This window comes from Escherichia fergusonii ATCC 35469 (assembly GCF_000026225.1).
GTDB classification, from domain to species: Bacteria; Pseudomonadota; Gammaproteobacteria; order Enterobacterales; family Enterobacteriaceae; genus Escherichia; species Escherichia fergusonii.
The window spans coordinates 3,233,011-3,254,685 of the sequence record NC_011740.1 but is presented as its reverse complement, the minus strand read 5'-3'; the positions used below and the strand labels follow the sequence as shown (position 1 = coordinate 3,254,685).

Annotated in this window: 19 protein-coding genes and 2 tRNA genes; 16 read left to right on the top strand and 5 right to left on the bottom strand. The window is 50.0% G+C overall.

Annotated elements, in window-relative coordinates:
* Window positions 1-50: 50 nt before the first annotated feature.
* Window positions 51-332 (bottom strand): DNA-binding transcriptional regulator SfsB, encoded by a 282-nt coding sequence (gene sfsB / locus EFER_RS15945; protein WP_000428406.1) that lies wholly within the window; start codon window positions 330-332, stop codon window positions 51-53.
* A gap of 242 nt (window positions 333-574) precedes the next feature.
* On the bottom strand, window positions 575-1,546 hold the full coding sequence (gene ispB / locus EFER_RS15940; protein ID WP_002431330.1) for an octaprenyl diphosphate synthase: 972 nt from the start codon (window positions 1,544-1,546) through the stop codon (window positions 575-577).
* Between the two features lie 259 nt (window positions 1,547-1,805).
* Here ispB and rplU point away from each other — a divergent pair, with 259 nt between their 5' ends.
* The 4 genes from rplU to cgtA all read left to right on the top strand — a co-directional run bounded on the left by rplU (window position 1,806) and on the right by cgtA (window position 4,675).
* Window positions 1,806-2,117, top strand: a complete 312-nt coding sequence (gene rplU / locus EFER_RS15935) for a 50S ribosomal protein L21 (protein WP_000271401.1) — start codon at window positions 1,806-1,808, stop codon at window positions 2,115-2,117.
* Window positions 2,118-2,137: 20 nt separating this feature from the next.
* Entirely contained in the window at window positions 2,138-2,395 is a 258-nt protein-coding gene (rpmA, locus tag EFER_RS15930) for a 50S ribosomal protein L27 (RefSeq protein ID WP_000940595.1), read from the top strand.
* A 126-nt stretch (window positions 2,396-2,521) separates the two neighbouring features.
* Window positions 2,522-3,487 carry a DMT family transporter gene (locus tag EFER_RS15925; protein WP_000813040.1) on the top strand — a complete coding sequence of 322 codons (966 nt, stop codon included), beginning with the start codon at window positions 2,522-2,524 and terminating at the stop codon, window positions 3,485-3,487.
* 15 nt (window positions 3,488-3,502) lie between these two features.
* Window positions 3,503-4,675: an Obg family GTPase CgtA gene (gene cgtA / locus EFER_RS15920; RefSeq protein WP_000673561.1), complete on the top strand. Its 1,173-nt coding sequence runs from the start codon at window positions 3,503-3,505 to the stop codon at window positions 4,673-4,675.
* Between the two features lie 40 nt (window positions 4,676-4,715).
* Here the strand turns inward: cgtA and dacB are convergent, their stop codons facing one another.
* A complete protein-coding gene (gene dacB / locus EFER_RS15915; RefSeq protein ID WP_001212607.1) occupies window positions 4,716-6,149 on the bottom strand; it encodes a serine-type D-Ala-D-Ala carboxypeptidase in 1,434 nt (477 codons plus the stop codon).
* Window positions 6,150-6,396: 247 nt separating this feature from the next.
* Between dacB and greA the strand changes: the two genes are divergently transcribed.
* On the top strand, window positions 6,397-6,873 hold the full coding sequence (gene greA, locus EFER_RS15910) for a transcription elongation factor GreA (protein WP_001148001.1): 477 nt from the start codon (window positions 6,397-6,399) through the stop codon (window positions 6,871-6,873).
* 155 nt (window positions 6,874-7,028) lie between these two features.
* On the opposite strand, the gene yhbY is transcribed toward greA, so the two are convergent.
* On the bottom strand, window positions 7,029-7,322 hold the full coding sequence (gene yhbY / locus EFER_RS15905; protein WP_001054420.1) for a ribosome assembly RNA-binding protein YhbY: 294 nt from the start codon (window positions 7,320-7,322) through the stop codon (window positions 7,029-7,031).
* A 125-nt stretch (window positions 7,323-7,447) separates the two neighbouring features.
* On the opposite strand from yhbY, the gene rlmE reads away from it, so the two are divergent.
* The 7 genes from rlmE to EFER_RS15870 all read left to right on the top strand — a co-directional run bounded on the left by rlmE (window position 7,448) and on the right by EFER_RS15870 (window position 14,909).
* On the top strand, window positions 7,448-8,077 hold the full coding sequence (gene rlmE, locus EFER_RS15900) for a 23S rRNA (uridine(2552)-2'-O)-methyltransferase RlmE (RefSeq protein ID WP_000145975.1): 630 nt from the start codon (window positions 7,448-7,450) through the stop codon (window positions 8,075-8,077).
* Window positions 8,078-8,176: 99 nt separating this feature from the next.
* On the top strand, window positions 8,177-10,111 hold the full coding sequence (gene ftsH, locus EFER_RS15895) for an ATP-dependent zinc metalloprotease FtsH (protein WP_001107467.1): 1,935 nt from the start codon (window positions 8,177-8,179) through the stop codon (window positions 10,109-10,111).
* Window positions 10,112-10,200: 89 nt separating this feature from the next.
* Window positions 10,201-11,049: a dihydropteroate synthase gene (folP, locus tag EFER_RS15890; RefSeq protein WP_000764731.1), complete on the top strand. Its 849-nt coding sequence runs from the start codon at window positions 10,201-10,203 to the stop codon at window positions 11,047-11,049.
* Complete coding sequence (gene glmM, locus EFER_RS15885; protein ID WP_000071138.1) at window positions 11,042-12,379, top strand: phosphoglucosamine mutase; 1,338 nt, start codon at window positions 11,042-11,044, stop codon at window positions 12,377-12,379. Before folP ends, glmM begins: the two co-directional genes overlap by 8 nt.
* A 227-nt stretch (window positions 12,380-12,606) precedes the next feature.
* Window positions 12,607-12,939, top strand: a complete 333-nt coding sequence (gene secG, locus EFER_RS15880; RefSeq protein WP_001295556.1) for a preprotein translocase subunit SecG — start codon at window positions 12,607-12,609, stop codon at window positions 12,937-12,939.
* Between the two features lie 14 nt (window positions 12,940-12,953).
* Window positions 12,954-13,040, top strand: a tRNA-Leu gene (locus tag EFER_RS15875).
* Between the two features lie 273 nt (window positions 13,041-13,313).
* Window positions 13,314-14,909, top strand: a complete 1,596-nt coding sequence (locus EFER_RS15870) for a phosphoethanolamine transferase (RefSeq protein ID WP_000718857.1) — start codon at window positions 13,314-13,316, stop codon at window positions 14,907-14,909.
* Between the two features lie 43 nt (window positions 14,910-14,952).
* Here EFER_RS15870 and argG read toward each other — a convergent pair whose 3' ends face one another.
* Window positions 14,953-16,296, bottom strand: a complete 1,344-nt coding sequence (gene argG, locus EFER_RS15865; RefSeq protein WP_000207694.1) for an argininosuccinate synthase — start codon at window positions 16,294-16,296, stop codon at window positions 14,953-14,955.
* A gap of 347 nt (window positions 16,297-16,643) precedes the next feature.
* On the opposite strand from argG, the gene EFER_RS15860 reads away from it, so the two are divergent.
* From EFER_RS15860 to infB, 4 genes are all read left to right on the top strand, one after another.
* Window positions 16,644-16,720: transfer RNA gene (locus EFER_RS15860), tRNA-Met, on the top strand.
* A gap of 206 nt (window positions 16,721-16,926) precedes the next feature.
* Window positions 16,927-17,379, top strand: coding sequence for a ribosome maturation factor RimP (rimP, locus tag EFER_RS15855; protein ID WP_001300397.1), 453 nt, complete (start codon window positions 16,927-16,929; stop codon window positions 17,377-17,379).
* Window positions 17,380-17,406: 27 nt separating this feature from the next.
* Window positions 17,407-18,894, top strand: coding sequence for a transcription termination factor NusA (gene nusA, locus EFER_RS15850; protein WP_001031046.1), 1,488 nt, complete (start codon window positions 17,407-17,409; stop codon window positions 18,892-18,894).
* Between the two features lie 24 nt (window positions 18,895-18,918).
* Entirely contained in the window at window positions 18,919-21,591 is a 2,673-nt protein-coding gene (gene infB, locus EFER_RS15845; protein WP_000133052.1) for a translation initiation factor IF-2, read from the top strand.
* The last annotated feature ends 84 nt before the right edge of the window (window positions 21,592-21,675 follow it).

The window sequence follows — 21,675 nt, the reverse complement described above, 5'->3', positions numbered from 1 at the left end:
TCAGGCGGTAACTCAAGCCAGTGGCGCTGGAGTTACCGCTTTTTTTCAATTTAGCTGTCACTTTTTTCCCGTGGGCTACGCATCAGTCGAGTTCTGTCTATAAACTCATGTGTTTGCGGATCATGATAACGGGAAGGCCAGATTACCCAAGGCTCTGTTCCCAACGCTTTGGCAATTATCCATTCACCCTTTGGCCATGGTCGCGTTAACGCATTCGCCAGCGTTGATGAGCTTAATCCATTTCTGCGAGATTCTGCAGCCATAGATGTCCCTTTCTTACGCAGTCCGGCAATAATATCTGCAGGATGCCAGTCAATGAGTTTGTTCTCCATCTTCACCTCACTCCTTAAGTTAGTCATTTGCGTCCAGAACAATCAGTCTGTGGCAAACCACTATACCCTTAATGGAACTATGTTCTAAAAAGTTCCTGTAAGAAGTATGAATATTCAGAATATGCCAGGGGGAAACCAGCACTATTGGGAAAGAACAAACGTAAGATTGTAATGTTTAAAGAACTTACTGGAATTATCCCGCACAAGGCGGGATAGAATTAATTGAAATATAACTGCAGGGATTAATGATCGCGTTGTACCGCGATATGTGCCAGACCGATCAAGGCTTCACGCCATGGTGTGTCAGGAAGAACCTGCAGAGCTTTAATGGCTTTATCCGCTTCTTCTTCGGCACGCTGACGAGTCCATTCCAGTGAACCACAAGCGTTCATTGCTTCCAGAACAGGTTCCAGAAGATGTCGGCCATTACCGTGCTCAATCGCATTACGAATCATCTGCGCTTGCTCCGGTGTACCGTGACGCATCGCGTGGAGTAATGGCAAGGTGGGTTTACCCTCATTAAGATCATCGCCCACGTTTTTGCCTAATTGTTCACCGTCAGCACTATAATCCAACAGGTCGTCGATTAACTGGAAAGCGGTGCCGAGATAACGCCCATAATCCTGCAAGCCTTGCTCCTCCTCCGGCGTACAGCCAGCCAGAATCCCGGAACACTGCGCGGCAGCCTCAAACAGACGCGCGGTTTTGCTATAGATAACGCGCATGTAGTTTTCTTCAGTAATGTTCGGATCATTAACGTTCATTAATTGCAGAACTTCACCTTCAGCAATGACGTTAACAGCCTCAGACATCACTTCCAGCACTTTGAGTGAACCAAGGCTGGTCATCATCTGGAAAGCGCGGGTATAAATAAAATCACCAACCAGTACGCTGGCAGCATTACCAAATGCAGCGTTTGCTGTGGCTTTCCCACGGCGCATATCTGATTCATCCACAACATCATCGTGTAGCAGAGTGGCAGTGTGGATAAACTCGATTAAGGCCGCAATTGTCACATGTGCATTGCCCTGATAACCAACGGCCCGCGCAGCGAGTACGGCGATCATCGGACGAATACGTTTTCCGCCACCACTAACGATGTAATAACCTAACTGATTGATCAGTTGGACGTCGGAATTAAGCTGCTCAAGGATTGCCGCATTGACACCCGCCATATCTTGCGCGGTTAACTCATTGATTTTTTCTAAATTCATCGCAAAAGCCGGGCTTTTTGTCCCGATTACCTCAAGATTGAGTGAAGGTAACTTAGGGTTTAGGGTTAGAAATATAGACTGATTGTACTGAAAAAACGACGCAGATAAACGTTACCGTACAAGTTGTGTTTTTTTTCTTCATGTATTGATGCTAGCACTTGTCAAAGGCGTGCGTTTTGCGTAATATTCGCGCCCTATTGTGAATATTTATAGCGCACTCTGAATCATTGAAAAGGTGTGCGCGGAAGCGGAGTTTTATATGTACGCGGTTTTCCAAAGTGGTGGTAAACAACACCGAGTAAGCGAAGGTCAGACCGTTCGCCTGGAAAAGCTGGACATCGCAACTGGCGAAACTGTTGAATTCGCTGAAGTGCTGATGATCGCAAACGGTGAAGAAGTCAAAATCGGCGTTCCTTTCGTTGATGGCGGCGTAATCAAAGCTGAAGTTGTTGCTCACGGTCGTGGCGAGAAAGTTAAAATCGTTAAGTTTCGTCGTCGTAAACACTATCGTAAGCAGCAGGGCCATCGTCAGTGGTTCACTGATGTGAAAATTACTGGCATCAGCGCCTAAGACCTGAGGAGAGATTTCAAATGGCACATAAAAAGGCTGGCGGCTCCACACGTAACGGTCGCGATTCAGAAGCTAAACGCCTGGGCGTTAAGCGTTTCGGTGGCGAATCCGTTCTGGCGGGTAGCATCATCGTTCGTCAACGTGGTACCAAATTCCACGCAGGCGCTAACGTAGGTTGCGGTCGTGACCACACTCTGTTTGCTAAAGCAGACGGTAAAGTGAAATTCGAAGTTAAAGGCCCGAAAAACCGTAAATTTATCAGCATCGAAGCTGAATAAGTTTTTCGCGTCCCGGTAACGGATGAAAGCCCCGCAACACGTTGCGGGGCTTTTTACATTCGATAACCGGTAAAAATGCGCATTGTGCGGCGTTAACTCGCAAATGCGTTTTGCAGGGAATACGGTATGAAGCAGCAGGCAGGCATTGGCATTCTTTTGGCGCTCACCACCGCAATTTGCTGGGGGGCGTTGCCAATTGCAATGAAGCAGGTGCTGGAGGTGATGGAACCTCCGACAATCGTGTTTTACCGTTTCTTGATGGCGAGTATTGGCCTTGGTGCCATTCTTGCGGTGAAGAAGAGGTTGCCGCCATTACGCGTGTTTCGTAAGCCACGCTGGTTGATTTTGTTGGCAGTGGCGACCGCCGGGCTGTTTGGGAACTTCATCCTGTTCAGCTCATCCTTGCAATACCTGAGTCCGACCGCTTCGCAGGTGATTGGGCAACTCTCGCCAGTTGGCATGATGGTTGCCAGCGTATTTATCCTCAAAGAGAAAATGCGCAGCACCCAGGTTGTGGGGGCATTGATGCTCCTGAGCGGCCTGGTGATGTTTTTTAACACCAGTCTGGTTGAGATATTTACAAAGCTCACCGATTACACCTGGGGAGTTATCTTTGGGGTCGGTGCGGCGACGGTTTGGGTGAGTTATGGCGTAGCGCAGAAGGTTTTATTGCGTCGGCTGGCCTCACCGCAGATCCTGTTTTTGCTGTACACTTTATGTACAATTGCGCTCTTCCCTCTGGCAAATCCTGGAGTGATAGCGCAGCTTAGCCACTGGCAGCTCGCATGTTTAATTTTTTGCGGACTGAATACATTGGTAGGATATGGCGCCCTGGCGGAAGCGATGGCTCGCTGGCAGGCAGCGCAGGTGAGCGCGATCATCACGCTCACCCCACTGTTTACGCTGTTTTTTTCAGATCTTTTATCACTGGCCTGGCCCGATTTCTTCGCCAGACCGATGTTAAACCTTTTAGGTTATCTCGGTGCGTTTGTCGTGGTTGCGGGCGCGATGTATTCCGCCATTGGTCATCGTATTTGGGGCGGATTACGTAAGCATACAACGGTGGTATCGCAACCCCGCGCAGGCGAATGATTTACGGAGAATAAAATGAAGTTTGTTGATGAAGCATCGATTCTGGTCGTTGCAGGTGATGGCGGTAATGGTTGCGTGAGTTTCCGCCGCGAAAAATATATTCCGAAAGGCGGCCCGGATGGCGGCGACGGCGGTGACGGTGGTGACGTATGGATGGAAGCCGACGAGAACCTGAACACACTTATCGATTATCGTTTTGAAAAATCTTTCCGTGCAGAGCGCGGTCAGAACGGCGCAAGCCGCGATTGTACCGGTAAGCGCGGTAAAGACGTGACGATTAAAGTGCCAGTAGGTACGCGTGTAATCGACCAGGGTACCGGTGAAACCATGGGCGATATGACTAAACACGGTCAGCGTCTGCTGGTTGCTAAGGGCGGCTGGCACGGTCTGGGCAATACCCGTTTCAAATCGTCCGTTAACCGTACACCACGGCAGAAAACCAACGGTACGCCGGGCGATAAGCGCGAGCTGCTGCTGGAGCTGATGCTGCTGGCTGACGTCGGTATGCTGGGAATGCCGAATGCGGGTAAATCGACCTTTATCCGCGCGGTCTCGGCGGCTAAACCGAAAGTGGCGGATTATCCGTTTACCACTCTGGTACCGAGCCTGGGTGTGGTTCGTATGGATAACGAAAAGAGCTTCGTTGTTGCCGATATTCCAGGACTGATTGAAGGCGCTGCGGAAGGCGCAGGTCTGGGCATTCGCTTCCTGAAACACTTGGAACGTTGCCGCGTCTTGTTGCACCTCATCGATATCGATCCGATTGACGGTACCGATCCGGTTGAAAACGCGCGTATTATTATCAGCGAGCTGGAAAAATACAGCCAGGATTTGGCGGCAAAACCACGTTGGTTAGTCTTCAACAAGATCGACCTGCTGGATAAGGCAGAAGCTGAAGAGAAAGCCAAAGCGATCGCGGAGGCGCTGGGCTGGGAAGATAAATATTATCTGATCTCTGCGGCGAGCGGACTGGGCGTGAAAGATCTCTGCTGGGATGTGATGACTTTTATCATTGAAAACCCAGTTGTTCAGGCCGAAGAAGCGAAACAGCCAGAGAAAGTCGAATTCATGTGGGATGATTATCACCGTCAGCAGCTTGAAGAGATTGCTGAAGAGGATGATGAAGACTGGGATGACGACTGGGACGAAGACGACGAAGAAGGCGTTGAGTTCATTTACAAGCGTTAATCAGCTAAACCCCGGCCATGTGCCGGGGTTTCTCTTTAGACTAATTATTCTGATAAATATCTTTATACAAACGGCTTTCAAAACGCACTAACGGAATGCGGCGATTACGCTGATCCGCGGGTTCTACCGCATAGCCAGAAAGATATTGTACAAACGCCATTCGTTGCCCGCTCGCTGTGGTAATGAATCCCGCCAGGTTATATACCCCCTGCAAAGAGCCGGTTTTTGCTGAGACTTTTCCGTCCACGCCAGCCTGATGCAGGCCCGCACGGTACTGCAAAGAGCCGTCATAGCCTGCCAGCGGCAGCATAGAGATAAAGTTAAGTTCATTGTCATGTTGGGCAATGTATTGCAGCACCTGCATCATGGTGGCAGGTGCAATCAGGTTATGCCGCGAAAGCCCTGAACCATCGGCAATAATCGTGTTACCAATATCGATACCAGCTTGCTGACGCAGGATCTGACGTACGGCATCCGATCCGGCCCGCCATGTTCCGGGCACATTGAAGCGCGCATGGCCTATCATGCGGAAAACCGTATCGGCAATCATGTTGTCTGACTTTTTCAGCATAATCTTAAGCAGATCGTGCAACGGGGCCGACTGTTTACTGGCAACTACCGTTCCGGGTTCATTAACCTGAGTCTGGCGCAGCAGTGTTCCGCTCCAGGTGATACCTGCCTGTTTTAACTCATCTTTCAGAATTGCACCGGCATAGCTGGCTCCATCCTGTATGGCAAAAGCCAACGGGAGCGGCTCAGAACGTTGTGGCAGGCATCCGGTCAGCGTAAAGCGGTTCAGGTCGCCTGGCACCACATCCAGCTCGCAATATTGCGCTTCGGCAGAACCACGGGGGAGGGTGCGTACCTGGCTGAACATCGTAACGGGGTAATAAGATGCCACGCGTATAAAGGCCATATCACCGGGTTTTTGGGCACTGTAGAGCGAGACGGAGAAACAGTTGCGGTCAACTATGGCGGCGGCAGGCGGAGCGCTAAAGCATTGTGTCATGTCATTCCACGGCCAGCCGGGGGCTTTATCGTGGCTGGCAAAAATGGAGGTATCTATCAACACATTACCATCAATTTGGTTGACGCCAGATTTTTTCAAAGTCGTGACCATATTGCGAATATCCTGACGTTTTAACGTCGGATCGGCACCAAATCGCGCCACTAAGTCACCCTTGAGTATGCCGTTTTCCACATTGCCTTTGGTTTCAAGCGTAGTAGTAAAACGAAAATCGGGGCCGAGTTGAATCAACGCCGCCAGCGCAGTAATCACTTTCTGCGTACTGGCGGGCAGCGCCATCTGCTGACTGTGGTAATCAATAGCGGGTGCCGATGCGCCGACTTTTTGCACCATCAGGGCAAGGTTGGCACCAGCGGGGAGTTGAGTAATGTACTCATCAACATTCGCGGCCTGAGCACTGAACGCTATACAGCTGGTCAATCCGATGATAAATCTGGAAAATCGCATAATCTCGCGCTAACAACCTGGAATCGAGCCGTCATACTACGGCGCAACGCCCTATAAAGTAAACGATGACCCTGCGGGAACTTCAGGGTAAAATGACTATCAAAATGTGAATTGTAGCTGACCTGGGACTTGTACCCGGGTCGGTATTTTTTTGCTTCTGGTCCCGGTGAGGAGTTTTGCCGGGCAGGCCGAACAGCCGGGGTGGGTGAAGACTTGCCCCATCAGGAATATTCAAGAGGTATAACAAATGCAAGCTATTCCGATGACCTTACGCGGCGCTGAAAAATTACGCGAAGAGCTGGATTTTCTGAAATCTGTGCGCCGTCCTGAAATCATTGCTGCTATCGCGGAAGCGCGTGAGCATGGCGACCTGAAAGAAAACGCCGAATACCACGCAGCTCGTGAACAGCAGGGTTTCTGCGAAGGTCGTATCAAAGATATTGAAGCCAAACTGTCGAACGCGCAGGTGATTGATGTCACCAAAATGCCTAACAATGGGCGCGTTATTTTTGGTGCTACCGTAACGGTGTTGAATCTGGATTCTGACGAAGAGCAGACTTATCGCATCGTTGGCGATGATGAGGCTGACTTTAAACAGAACCTGATTTCTGTAAACTCGCCTATTGCTCGTGGCCTGATCGGCAAAGAAGAAGATGATGTTGTGGTCATCAAAACGCCGGGCGGCGAAGTTGAATTTGAAGTAATTAAGGTGGAATACCTGTAAGAATTACCCAATACTCAAGATGTTGATGTATTGTAAAGAAAGGAAAAAGGCCGCTATGCGGCCTTTTATCAACGAACAGAGCGTGGCATTTTGCTCTCCTGCCTGCGGAAAACCCCTCGTTTTACACAGCAAATGTGTGTAACTTTAGGATAATCTTAGCGTGGCAACGAGATTTTACGTTCTTTAGTTGGGCGATAAAGCACCAGCGTTTTACCGATGACCTGTACATTACAGGCGCCGGTTTCGCGCACGATAGCTTCCACGATCAAGGTTTTAGTTTCGCGATCTTCGGTGGCGATTTTCACCTTGATGAGTTCATGGTGCTCTAACGCTTGTTCAATCTCGGCCAGCACCCCTTCGGTCAAACCATTACTGCCAAGCAGAACAACTGGCTTGAGCGGATGTGCCAGACCTTTCAGGTGCTGTTTTTGTTTAGTACTCAGATTCATCGTATTTTTTGCTTACGTTGGGATTGAAAACGGGTCATTCTACCGCCATCTCCCATATATCACCAAATAGGCGCGTAAAAATTTACGCAATTGGTTACGATGAGTTATCCCCATGGGAAAGTTAAATGACAGGTAAGAAGCGTTCTGCCAGCTCCAGCCGCTGGCTTCAGGAACACTTTAGCGATAAATATGTTCAACAGGCACAGAAAAAGGGGTTACGTTCCCGTGCCTGGTTTAAACTTGATGAAATACAGCAAAGTGACAAACTCTTTAAACCGGGAATGACGGTTGTCGACCTTGGTGCTGCTCCGGGTGGTTGGTCACAATATGTGGTCACCCAAATTGGCGGCAAAGGCCGCATCATCGCTTGCGATCTTTTACCTATGGATCCTATCGTTGGTGTGGACTTTCTTCAGGGCGATTTTCGTGATGAACTGGTGATGAAAGCACTGCTGGAGCGCGTTGGCGACAGCAAAGTCCAGGTTGTCATGTCCGATATGGCACCAAACATGAGCGGAACACCGGCGGTGGATATCCCCCGTGCCATGTATCTGGTGGAACTGGCGTTAGAAATGTGTCGTGATGTATTAGCGCCAGGTGGTAGTTTTGTAGTGAAGGTGTTCCAGGGCGAAGGTTTCGATGAGTATCTAAGGGAAATTCGCTCCCTGTTTACGAAGGTCAAAGTTCGTAAGCCGGACTCTTCTCGTGCACGTTCGCGGGAAGTGTATATTGTAGCGACCGGGCGTAAACCCTAACCGGGAGATTTCAGACGAAAGTTTGAAAGATGCTGGATATAGAGTATCCTGACGCTGTTTTTAACACAGTTGTAATAAGAGGTTAATCCCTTGAGTGACATGGCGAAAAACCTAATACTCTGGCTGGTCATTGCCGTTGTGCTGATGTCAGTATTCCAGAGCTTTGGGCCCAGCGAGTCTAATGGCCGTAAGGTGGATTACTCTACCTTCCTACAAGAGGTCAATAACGACCAGGTTCGTGAAGCGCGTATCAACGGACGTGAAATCAACGTTACCAAGAAAGATAGTAACCGTTATACCACTTACATTCCGGTTCAGGATCCGAAATTACTGGATAACCTGTTGACCAAGAACGTCAAGGTTGTCGGTGAACCGCCTGAAGAACCAAGCCTGCTGGCTTCTATCTTCATCTCCTGGTTCCCGATGCTGTTGCTGATTGGTGTCTGGATCTTCTTCATGCGTCAAATGCAGGGCGGCGGTGGCAAAGGTGCCATGTCGTTCGGTAAGAGCAAAGCGCGCATGCTGACGGAAGATCAGATCAAAACGACCTTTGCTGACGTTGCGGGCTGCGACGAAGCAAAAGAAGAAGTTGCTGAACTGGTTGAGTATCTGCGCGAGCCGAGCCGCTTCCAGAAACTCGGCGGTAAGATCCCGAAAGGCGTCCTGATGGTCGGTCCTCCGGGTACCGGTAAAACGCTGCTGGCGAAAGCGATTGCAGGCGAAGCGAAAGTTCCGTTCTTTACTATCTCCGGTTCTGACTTCGTAGAAATGTTCGTCGGTGTGGGTGCATCCCGTGTTCGTGACATGTTCGAACAGGCGAAGAAAGCGGCTCCGTGCATCATCTTTATCGATGAAATCGACGCCGTAGGCCGCCAGCGTGGCGCAGGTCTGGGCGGTGGTCACGATGAACGTGAACAGACTCTGAACCAGATGCTGGTTGAGATGGATGGCTTCGAAGGTAACGAAGGTATCATTGTTATCGCTGCGACTAACCGTCCGGACGTTCTCGACCCGGCGCTGCTGCGTCCTGGCCGTTTCGACCGTCAGGTTGTGGTTGGCTTGCCAGATGTTCGCGGTCGTGAGCAGATTCTGAAAGTTCACATGCGTCGCGTACCATTGGCACCCGATATCGACGCGGCAATCATTGCCCGTGGTACTCCTGGTTTCTCCGGCGCTGACCTGGCGAACCTGGTGAACGAAGCGGCACTGTTCGCTGCTCGTGGCAACAAACGTGTTGTGTCGATGGTTGAGTTCGAGAAAGCGAAAGACAAAATCATGATGGGTGCGGAACGTCGCTCCATGGTGATGACGGAAGCGCAGAAAGAATCGACTGCTTACCACGAAGCAGGTCACGCGATTATCGGTCGCTTGGTGCCGGAACACGATCCGGTGCACAAAGTAACGATTATACCGCGCGGTCGTGCGCTGGGTGTGACCTTCTTCTTGCCTGAGGGCGACGCAATCAGCGCCAGCCGTCAGAAACTGGAAAGCCAGATTTCTACGCTGTACGGCGGTCGTCTGGCTGAAGAGATCATCTACGGGCCGGAACATGTTTCTACCGGGGCGTCCAACGATATTAAAGTTGCGACCAACCTGGCGCGTAACATGGTTACCCAGTGGGGCTTCTCTGAGAAACTCGGTCCGCTGCTGTATGCGGAAGAAGAAGGTGAAGTGTTCCTCGGTCGTAGCGTAGCGAAAGCGAAACATATGTCCGATGAAACGGCACGCATCATCGACCAGGAAGTGAAAGCACTGATCGAGCGTAACTATAATCGTGCGCGTCAGCTTCTGACCGACAACATGGATATTCTGCATGCGATGAAAGATGCTCTCATGAAATATGAGACTATCGACGCACCGCAGATTGATGACCTGATGGCACGTCGCGATGTACGTCCGCCAGCGGGCTGGGAAGAACCAGGCGCTTCTAACAATTCTGGCGACAATGGTAGTCCAAAGGCTCCGCGTCCGGTTGATGAACCGCGTACGCCGAACCCGGGTAACACCATGTCAGAGCAGTTAGGCGACAAGTAAGTTCCCGCATTAGATGACTGTATTTGTACCGAAAACCCCGGGGCGTGCTCCGGGGTTTTTTCTTATCAATTCATACCAGGGATAACATCATGAAACTCTTTGCCCAGGGCACTTCACTGGACCTTAGCCATCCTCACGTAATGGGGATCCTCAACGTTACGCCTGATTCCTTTTCGGATGGCGGCACGCATAACTCGCTGATAGATGCGGTGAAACATGCGAATCTGATGATTAACGCTGGCGCGACGATCATTGACGTTGGTGGCGAGTCCACGCGCCCAGGGGCGGCGGAAGTTAGCGTTGAAGAAGAGTTGCAGCGTGTTATTCCTGTGGTTGAGGCAATTGCTCAACGCTTCGAAGTCTGGATCTCGGTAGATACTTCCAAACCAGAAGTCATCCGTGAGTCAGCGAAAGTTGGTGCTCACATTATTAACGATATTCGCTCCCTTTCCGAACCTGGCGCTCTGGAAGCTGCTGCAGAAACCGGTTTGCCAGTTTGCCTGATGCATATGCAGGGAAATCCAAAAACCATGCAGGAAGCCCCGAAGTATGACGATGTCTTTGCGGAAGTGAATCGCTACTTTATTGAGCAGATAGCTCGTTGTGAGCAGGCGGGTATCGCAAAAGAGAAATTGTTGCTCGACCCCGGATTCGGTTTCGGTAAAAATCTCTCCCATAACTATTCATTACTGGCGCGCCTGGCTGAATTTCACCATTTCAACCTGCCGCTGTTGGTGGGTATGTCACGAAAATCGATGATTGGGCAATTGCTGAACGTGGGGCCGTCCGAGCGCCTGAGCGGTAGTTTGGCCTGTGCGGTCATTGCCGCAATGCAAGGCGCGCACATCATTCGTGTTCATGACGTCAAAGAAACCGTAGAAGCGATGCGGGTGGTGGAAGCCACTCTGTCTGCAAAGGAAAACAAACGCTATGAGTAATCGTAAATATTTCGGTACCGATGGGATTCGTGGTCGTGTAGGGGATGCGCCGATCACCCCTGATTTTGTACTTAAGTTGGGTTGGGCCGCCGGTAAAGTGCTGGCGCGCCACGGCTCGCGTAAGATCATTATTGGTAAAGACACGCGTATTTCTGGCTATATGCTGGAGTCAGCACTGGAAGCGGGTCTGGCGGCTGCGGGCCTTTCCGCACTCTTTACAGGCCCGATGCCTACACCTGCCGTGGCTTATCTGACGCGTACCTTCCGCGCAGAGGCCGGGATTGTAATTTCTGCATCGCATAACCCATTCTACGATAACGGCATTAAATTCTTTTCTATTGACGGTACTAAGCTGCCGGATGCAGTTGAAGAAGCCATCGAAGCGGAAATGGAAAAAGAGATCAGCTGTGTTGATTCGGCAGAACTGGGTAAAGCCAGCCGTATCGTTGATGCCGCGGGTCGCTATATCGAGTTTTGCAAAGCCACGTTCCCGAACGAACTTAGCCTCAGTGAACTGAAAATTGTGGTGGATTGCGCAAATGGCGCGACTTATCACATCGCGCCGAACGTACTGCGCGAACTGGGGGCGAACGTTATCGCTATCGGTTGTGAGCCGAACGGCGTAAACATCAATGCCGAAGTGGGGGCAACTGATGTTCGTGCGTTACAGGCGCGCGTACTGGCTGAAAAAGCAGATCTTGGTATCGCCTTTGACGGTGACGGCGACCGCGTGATTATGGTTGACCATGAAGGCAATAAAGTCGATGGCGACCAGATTATGTATATCATCGCGCGCGAAGGTCTGCGTCAGGGCCAACTGCGTGGTGGCGCGGTGGGTACATTGATGAGCAACATGGGGCTGGAACTCGCCCTGAAACAGCTAGGAATTCCGTTTGCTCGTGCGAAAGTGGGCGATCGCTACGTACTGGAAAAAATGCAGGAGAAAGGCTGGCGTATCGGTGCAGAGAACTCTGGTCATGTGATCCTGCTGGATAAAACCACAACCGGTGACGGCATCGTTGCTGGTTTGCAGGTGCTGGCGGCGATGGCGCGTAACCATATGAGCCTGCACGACCTTTGCAGTGGTATGAAAATGTTCCCGCAGATTCTGGTTAACGTGCGTTACACCGCAGGTAGTGGCGATCCGCTGGAGCATGAATCAGTCAAAGCTGTAACCGCAGAAGTTGAAGCGGCGCTGGGTAGCCGTGGACGTGTGCTGTTGCGTAAATCCGGCACCGAACCGTTAATTCGCGTGATGGTAGAAGGCGAAGACGAAGAGCAGGTTACTGAATTTGCACACCGCATCGCTGATGCAGTAAAAGCCGTTTAAAACAGTAGAAGGCTGGCTAAAAAGGCGGCGATTGTCGCCTTTTTTCTCAGCGAACACATCGGTTTTGCTGTTTTTTTCCGCAGTTGATACAATGCGATAAAATTGCCCTTGCGAAGGTCATTCGCTTTGGTTAGTATTCACACCCGCTTCAGTGGGAAAGATTAAAAACTCCCGCTTTATTGGTTGAAGCATTGGTACGCGGCAACTCCGCAAGGAACAGGTTGATTATGTACGAAGCTCTTTTAGTAGTTTTCCTTATTGTGGCAATTGGCCTTGTTGGTCTAATCATGCTGCAGCAAGGTAAAGGCGCTGATATGGGAGCCTCCTTCGGAGCAGGCGCTTCCGCTACGCTGTTTGGTTCAAGTGGTTCTGGTAACTTCATGACCCGCATGACGGCGCTGCTGGCAACGTTATTCTTCATCATCAGTCTGGTGCTGGGTAACATCAATAGCAACAAAACCAATAAAGGTAGTGAATGGGAAAACCTGAGTGCACCGGCCAAAACCGAACAAACTCAGCCAGCTGCTCCGGCTAAGCCGACCAGCGATATCCCGAACTAAAAAGTAGTATCCGTGCCGAGGTGGTGGAATTGGTAGACACGCTACCTTGAGGTGGTAGTGCCCAATAGGGCTTACGGGTTCAAGTCCCGTCCTCGGTACCAAATTCCAGAAAAGAGACGCTGAAAAGCGTCTTTTTTTGTTTTATATCCCCGCATTTTATTGGCTGGATAACGAGCCCCCTCAACTCCTCTCTCTTTGCCTCCTGACTCCGCATAAATCCTTCAAAATAAGATCTGAATCACTTTTGTTTGGTAGAGCATATAAGCTAAGTGTAAACATTTTTTCAAAATGATATAGATCAGGACTTCAGTTTTTCTAATGTATAAAATCGCACGCCGTCGATATTTACTCTGTTCTTATCTACGGGTTTGGGGATGGCTGCACATAACGTATTTCGAAAAATTAAAAATAACTGGCTTATAATTTTTTGTGTAATTATTTTTTCTCTGATTAATATCATTGCTTCTTCAGGATCACATCTGGTTCATCGAACACTTTTCTTTGTGCTTTTTATCCTTGTTATAAAACGCACAGCGTCTTTCCCTTTACGTTTATTATTTGGTATCCCAGTTATGCTGTTGGCTGCTGCGGATCTCTGCATCAGCCTCTATGCATGGTGTACCTTCGGCACCAGTTTCAATGATGGCTTTGCGATAAGCGTTTTACAAAGTGATCCAGATGAGATTACAAAGATGCTGGGGCTTTATATTGTTTATTGCATTATTTTCCTTGCCCTGTTCGCACTCTTTTTATCCTCGGTAATAATATATGATGTTTCGCTACCGGGTAAAAAAATCACAGTGACGTTGTTGCTGATTCTGATTGCGATAAGCTTATTTTCTTCAGTCAAGTTTGCCCTTAAAGATAAAAAAACAAAGAAAACGGTAGATCCTTATATTGTGGCATCCCGATTCGCAACATATACACCCTTTTTCAACTTAAATTATTTCGCTTTAGCCGCAAAGGAATACCACAGGCTGATGGCCATTGCTGACAAAGTGCCAGGCTATCAATTAGAACTAAGCGATAATGGCATCGATGACTATGTATTAATTGTAGGGGAGTCAGTAAGGGCCTCGAATATGTCCATCTATGGGCATTACAGATCGACAACGCCACAGCTCGAAAAACAGAAGGATCGTATTAAGCTTTTTACTCAGGCGATAAGCGGAGCGCCTTATACTGCGTTAGCCGTTCCCCTTACTTTAACTGTGGATACTGTATTTGATCACGATATCCAGCATTACCCTGACAACATCATTAATATGGCTAATCAGGCTGGGTTTGACACATACTGGCTTAGTGCTCAATCTGCATTCAGACAGAACGGGACTGCTGTTGCCAGTATTGCGATGCGAGCGAAAGAAAGAGTCTATGTCAGAGGATATGACGAATTGTTGCTTCCGCATCTGGCTGAGGCATTAAATACAAAATCGCCAAATAAGAAACTGATTGTTCTCCATCTGGTTGGCAGTCATGAACCTGTTTGCGCCACATATCCAAAAGCCAAAGCTGTGTATTATCCATTGGATAATCAGGATGCCTGTTATGACAACTCAATTCATTACACCGATAGCATTTTAGGGCAGGTCTTTGCGCTGCTTAAAAATAAGCGAGCCTCGGTTATGTATTTTGCTGACCATGGGCTTGAACGCGATCCAACGGCAAAACATAGCTATTTCCACGGTGGGAAGAAACCTAGTCAGGAAGCTTATCATGTACCGATGTTTATCTGGTACAGCCCAATGCTCGGTGAGAACGTTGATCGTTCGACAGTAACTGATATTTTTTCCACTGCTTATAACGACTATCTTATCAATGCGTGGATGGGCGTTACCCGACCAGAACAACCTAAAACACTTAAAGACGTGATCTCTCACTATCAGGGGGATTCGCGGGTTATTGACGGAAGCCATGAAATGTTTGATTACCGGGAACTAAGACGAAATTTTAATGCGGACAAGCAGTAACTGAATTACCCTGCCCATAAAAGGGCAGGGAAAAATTGATGTTTTATTTCGCTTTATTTTCCAGATTCTCCACCTGCGGCACGCCTGAGGCGGCAGAGGAGGAAAGCAGGCCAGTTTTGGCATAGCCGAAAAGTTTCTCGCGGGTATCGGTGATATCCAGGTTGCGCATGGTCAGTTGACCGATACGATCGTCTGGCGAAAACACCGAGTCGCCTTTTTCCATCGTCAGACGCTCTGGCTTGTAGGTCAGATTGTTAGAGATGGTATTAAGGATGGAGTAATCGTTCCCGCGGCGCAGTTCCAGGGTAACTTCACCAGTGATCTGGCTGGCAACCCAGCGTTGCAGGGAGTCACGCAGCATCAGCGCCTGGGAATCAAACCAACGTCCCTGGTACAGCAAACGGCCCAACTGACGACCATGCGCGTGATACTGCTCAATGGTGTCTTCGTTGTGAATACCGGTCAGCAGACGTTCATAAGCGATATGTAGCAGCGCCATCCCCGGAGCTTCGTAAATACCACGGCTTTTCGCTTCGATGATACGGTTTTCGATCTGGTCGCTCATGCCCAGGCCATGACGACCGCCGATGCGGTTAGCTTCCAGCATCATTTCTACGTCATCGCTAAAGGTTTTACCGTTCAGCGCCACCGGATGACCTTGCTCAAAGCGTACTGTGACTTCTTCTGCCGGGATCTTCACACTCTCATCCCAGAACTTCACGCCCATAATCGGGTTGACGATTTTGACGCTGGAGTTGAGGTATTCCAGATCCTTCGCTTCGTGTGTTGCACCAAGCATGTTGGAGTCCGTGGAGTAGGCTTTTTCGACAGACATTTTGTAGTCGAAACCGCAGGCAGTCATAAATTCAGACATTTCATGACGGCCGCCCAGTTCATCAATAAAATCAGTATCAAGCCACGGTTTGTAAATCTGAAGTTCAGCATTGGTCAGCAGACCGTAACGATAGAAACGTTCGATATCGTTTCCTTTATAGGTACTGCCGTCCCCCCAGATATTCACGCCATCTTCTTTCATGGCAGCAACCAGCATGGTGCCAGTCACGGCACGGCCCAGCGGCGTCGTATTGAAATAGGTCAGGCCGCCGGTGGTGTTATGAAATGCGCCACACTGAATAGCGGCAATACCTTCGGCAACCAGTTGTTTGCGGCAGTCGATCAGACGTGCGTTCTCCGCGCCGTATTCCATGGCACGACGAGGGATCGCATCATAATCCTCTTCGTCTGGCTGGCCCAGGTTTGCAGTATATGCATAAGGAACCGCTCCCTTTTGTCGCATCCACAGCAGTGCGGCACTGGTGTCCAGACCGCCGGAAAAAGCGATACCAATACGTTGACCTACCGGGAGATGCTTGAGAATCGTCGTCATAAAATAACACCCTGCTTAATTAACTGATGATGAGCCTGGACTTCCGCTCTCACTGAATTTTTATGCAAAATAAATGAGTTTTCATTTAATCATCTTTTACCGGAGACAGGAAGAGTTTAGTGTGTTTTTTGTAAAATAATGCGCTTAAGGGAGAGCAGGAGAAGGCAAAAGTATTCAACAAATGAAAGTGAACTGGATATTCATTCATGTGATTAGCAATAAATGTTGACAAAATGTGGCGTGGATCACTATAATGCCTGCAGATTTTACGTCCCGTCTCGGTACACCAAATCCCAGCAGTATTTGCATTTTTTACCCAAAACGAGTAGAATTTGCCACGTTTCAGGCGCGGGGTGGAGCAGCCTGGTAGCTCGTCGGGCTCATAACCCGAAGGTCGTCGGTTCAAATCCGGCCCCCGCAACCACTTTCCCTTAGAGTCCTTTTTCAAATATACTGTGAAGACTTCGGCCTTCGTAGTGGGATTTGAAAAAATCCTTCTGGAAAGTGCTCCAGACCGCAGTTGCGGTTATAGGGTTCAGTTATATAAAGCCCCGATTTATCGGGGTTTTTTGTTATCTGACTACAGAATAACTGGGCTTTAGGCCCTTTTTTTATGTCTTGGGGGTGGGCTTGTCCACATTAGAGCAAAAATTAACAGAGATGATTACTGCGCCAGTTGAGGCCCTGGGTTTTGAATTGGTTGGCATCGAGTTTATTCGCGGTCGCACATCCACACTGCGCATCTATATTGATAGTGAAGATGGCATCAATGTTGATGATTGTGCTGATGTGAGCCACCAGGTAAGTGCTGTGCTGGATGTCGAAGATCCCATCACCGTTGCTTATAACCTGGAAGTCTCCTCACCGGGTCTCGATCGCCCACTGTTCACGGCTGAACACTACGCCCGTTTCGTCGGAGAAGAGGTGACTCTGGTTCTCCGTATGGCGGTACAAAACCGTCGTAAATGGCAGGGCGTTATCAAAGCGGTAGACGGTGAAATGATCACAGTTACCGTCGAAGGTAAAGATGAAGTGTTCGCGCTGAGTAATATCCAGAAGGCGAACCTGGTTCCCCACTTTTAATAGTCTGGATGAGGTGAAAAGCCCGCGATGAACAAAGAAATTTTGGCTGTAGTTGAAGCCGTATCCAATGAAAAGGCGCTACCTCGCGAGAAGATTTTCGAAGCATTGGAAAGCGCGCTGGCGACAGCAACAAAGAAAAAATATGAACAAGAGATCGACGTCCGCGTACAGATCGATCGCAAAAGCGGTGATTTTGACACCTTCCGTCGCTGGCTGGTAGTTGATGAAGTCACCCAGCCAACGAAAGAAATCACTCTTGAAGCTGCGCGCTTTGAAGATGAAAGCCTGAATCTGGGTGATTACGTTGAAGATCAGATTGAGTCTGTTACCTTTGACCGTATCACCACCCAGACGGCAAAACAGGTTATTGTGCAGAAAGTGCGTGAAGCCGAACGTGCGATGGTGGTTGATCAGTTCCGTGAACACGAAGGTGAAATCATCACCGGCGTGGTGAAAAAAGTAAACCGCGACAACATCTCTCTGGATCTGGGCAACAACGCTGAAGCCGTGATCCTGCGTGAAGATATGCTGCCGCGTGAAAACTTCCGCCCTGGCGACCGCGTTCGTGGCGTGCTCTATTCCGTTCGCCCGGAAGCGCGTGGCGCGCAACTGTTCGTCACCCGTTCCAAGCCGGAAATGCTGATCGAACTGTTCCGCATTGAAGTGCCGGAAATCGGCGAAGAAGTGATTGAAATTAAAGCAGCGGCTCGCGACCCGGGTTCTCGTGCGAAAATCGCGGTGAAAACCAACGATAAACGTATCGATCCGGTAGGTGCTTGCGTAGGTATGCGTGGCGCGCGTGTTCAGGCGGTTTCTACTGAACTGGGCGGCGAACGTATCGATATCGTCCTGTGGGATGATAACCCGGCGCAGTTCGTGATTAACGCAATGGCACCGGCAGATGTTGCTTCTATCGTGGTGGATGAAGATAAACACACCATGGATATCGCCGTTGAAGCCGGTAATCTGGCGCAGGCGATTGGCCGTAACGGTCAGAACGTGCGTCTGGCTTCGCAACTGAGCGGTTGGGAACTCAACGTGATGACCGTTGACGACCTGCAGGCTAAGCATCAGGCAGAAGCGCACGCAGCGATCGACACCTTCACCAAATATCTCGACATCGACGAAGACTTTGCGACTGTCCTGGTAGAAGAAGGCTTCTCGACACTGGAAGAACTGGCCTATGTGCCGATGAAAGAGCTGTTGGAAATCGAAGGCCTTGATGAGCCGACCGTTGAAGCACTGCGCGAGCGTGCTAAAAATGCACTGGCCACCATTGCACAGGCCCAGGAAGAAAGCCTCGGTGATAACAAACCGGCTGACGATCTGCTGAACCTTGAAGGGATAGATCGTGATTTGGCATTCAAACTGGCCGCCCGTGGCGTTTGTACGCTGGAAGATCTCGCCGAACAGGGCATTGATGATCTGGCTGATATCGAAGGGTTGACCGACGAAAAAGCCGGAGCACTGATTATGGCTGCCCGTAATATTTGCTGGTTCGGTGACGAAGCGTAATAAACTGTAGCAGGAAGGAACAGCATGACAGATGTAACGATTAAAACGCTGGCCGCAGAGCGACAGACCTCCGTGGAACGCCTGGTACAGCAATTTGCTGATGCAGGTATCCGGAAGTCTGCTGACGACTCTGTGTCCGCACAAGAGAAACAGACTTTAATTGACCACCTGAATCAGAAAAATTCAGGCCCGGACAAATTAACGCTGCAACGTAAAACACGCAGCACCCTTAACATTCCTGGTACCGGTGGAAAAAGCAAATCGGTACAAATCGAAGTCCGCAAGAAACGCACCTTTGTGAAACGCGATCCGCAAGAGGCTGAACGCCTTGCTGCGGAAGAGCAAGCGCAGCGTGAAGCGGAAGAGCAAGCCCGTCGTGAGGCAGAAGAATCGGCCAAACGTGAGGCGCAACAAAAAGCTGAACGTGAGGCCGCAGAACAAGCTAAGCGTGAAGCTGCTGAACAAGCGAAACGTGAAGCTGCGGAAAAAGACAAAGTGAGCAATCAACAAGACGATATGACTAAAAACGCCCAGGCTGAAAAAGCCCGCCGTGAGCAGGAAGCTGCAGAGCTCAAGCGTAAAGCCGAAGAAGAAGCGCGTCGTAAACTCGAAGAAGAAGCACGTCGCGTTGCTGAAGAAGCACGTCGTATGGCGGAAGAAAACAAATGGACTGATAACGCGGAACCGACTGAAGATTCCAGCGATTATCACGTTACTACTTCTCAACATGCTCGCCAGGCAGAAGACGAAAGCGACCGTGAAGTCGAAGGCGGCCGTGGCCGTGGTCGTAACGCGAAAGCAGCGCGTCCGAAGAAAGGCAACAAACACTCTGAATCAAAAGCTGATCGTGAAGAAGCACGCGCAGCAGTACGTGGCGGTAAAGGCGGAAAACGTAAAGGTTCTTCGCTGCAGCAAGGCTTCCAGAAGCCAGCTCAGGCCGTTAACCGTGACGTTGTGATTGGCGAAACCATCACCGTTGGTGAACTGGCGAACAAGATGGCGGTTAAAGGTTCTCAGGTCATCAAAGCGATGATGAAACTGGGCGCAATGGCAACCATCAACCAGGTTATCGATCAGGAAACCGCACAGCTGGTTGCTGAAGAGATGGGCCACAAGGTTATCCTGCGTCGTGAAAACGAGCTGGAAGAAGCGGTAATGAGCGACCGTGACACGGGTGCTGCGGCTGAACCGCGCGCGCCGGTTGTGACCATCATGGGTCACGTTGACCACGGTAAAACCTCTTTGCTGGACTACATTCGTTCAACGAAAGTGGCCTCTGGCGAAGCGGGCGGCATTACCCAGCACATTGGTGCATACCACGTTGAAACTGAAAACGGCATGATCACCTTCCTGGACACCCCGGGGCACGCCGCGTTTACTTCAATGCGTGCACGTGGTGCGCAGGCAACTGATATCGTAGTCCTGGTTGTTGCTGCCGACGACGGCGTAATGCCGCAGACCATCGAAGCAATTCAGCACGCGAAAGCGGCAGGCGTGCCGGTTGTGGTTGCAGTGAACAAGATCGACAAACCAGAAGCCGATCCAGATCGCGTTAAGAACGAACTCTCTCAGTACGGCATCCTGCCGGAAGAGTGGGGCGGTGAAAGCCAGTTCGTACACGTGTCTGCGAAAGCAGGTACCGGTATCGATGAACTGCTGGACGCTATCCTGTTGCAGGCAGAAGTACTGGAACTGAAAGCGGTACGTAAAGGTATGGCGAGCGGTGCGGTTATCGAATCCTTCCTTGATAAAGGTCGTGGTCCGGTTGCTACCGTTCTGGTACGTGAAGGTACTCTGCACAAGGGCGACATCGTTCTGTGTGGTTTCGAATACGGTCGTGTTCGCGCAATGCGTAACGAAATGGGTCAGGAAGTGCTGGAAGCAGGTCCGTCCATTCCAGTAGAAATCCTTGGCTTGTCCGGTGTTCCGGCTGCGGGTGACGAAGTTACCGTAGTGCGTGACGAGAAGAAAGCACGTGAAGTTGCACTGTATCGTCAGGGCAAATTCCGTGAAGTTAAACTGGCACGTCAGCAGAAATCGAAACTCGAGAACATGTTCGCTAACATGACCGAAGGCGAAGTTCACGAAGTGAACATCGTTCTGAAGGCAGACGTTCAGGGTTCCGTGGAAGCGATCTCCGACTCCTTGCTGAAACTGTCTACTGACGAAGTTAAAGTGAAGATCATCGGTTCTGGCGTAGGTGGTATCACCGAAACCGACGCTACCCTGGCTGCGGCGTCCAACGCCATCCTGGTTGGCTTCAACGTACGTGCTGATGCCTCTGCACGTAAAGTGATTGAAGCGGAAAGCCTGGATCTGCGTTACTACTCCGTCATCTATAACCTGATCGACGAAGTGAAAGCGGCGATGAGCGGTATGCTGTCTCCGGAACTGAAACAGCAGATTATCGGTCTGGCGGAAGTTCGTGATGTGTTCAAATCACCGAAATTTGGTGCCATCGCAGGTTGTATGGTTACTGAAGGTGTGGTTAAACGTCACAACCCGATCCGCGTTCTGCGCGACAACGTGGTTATCTACGAAGGCGAGCTGGAGTCCCTGCGCCGCTTCAAAGATGACGTTAACGAAGTCCGTAACGGTATGGAATGTGGTATCGGCGTTAAGAACTACAACGACGTCCGCACTGGCGATGTGATCGAAGTATTCGAAATCATCGAGATCCAACGTACCATCGCTTAAGGTTTTTAGGGTTCTATGCGGGATAAGGCGTTTACGCCGCATCCGGCATGGATTGCCTGATGCGACGCTGGCGCGTCTTATCAG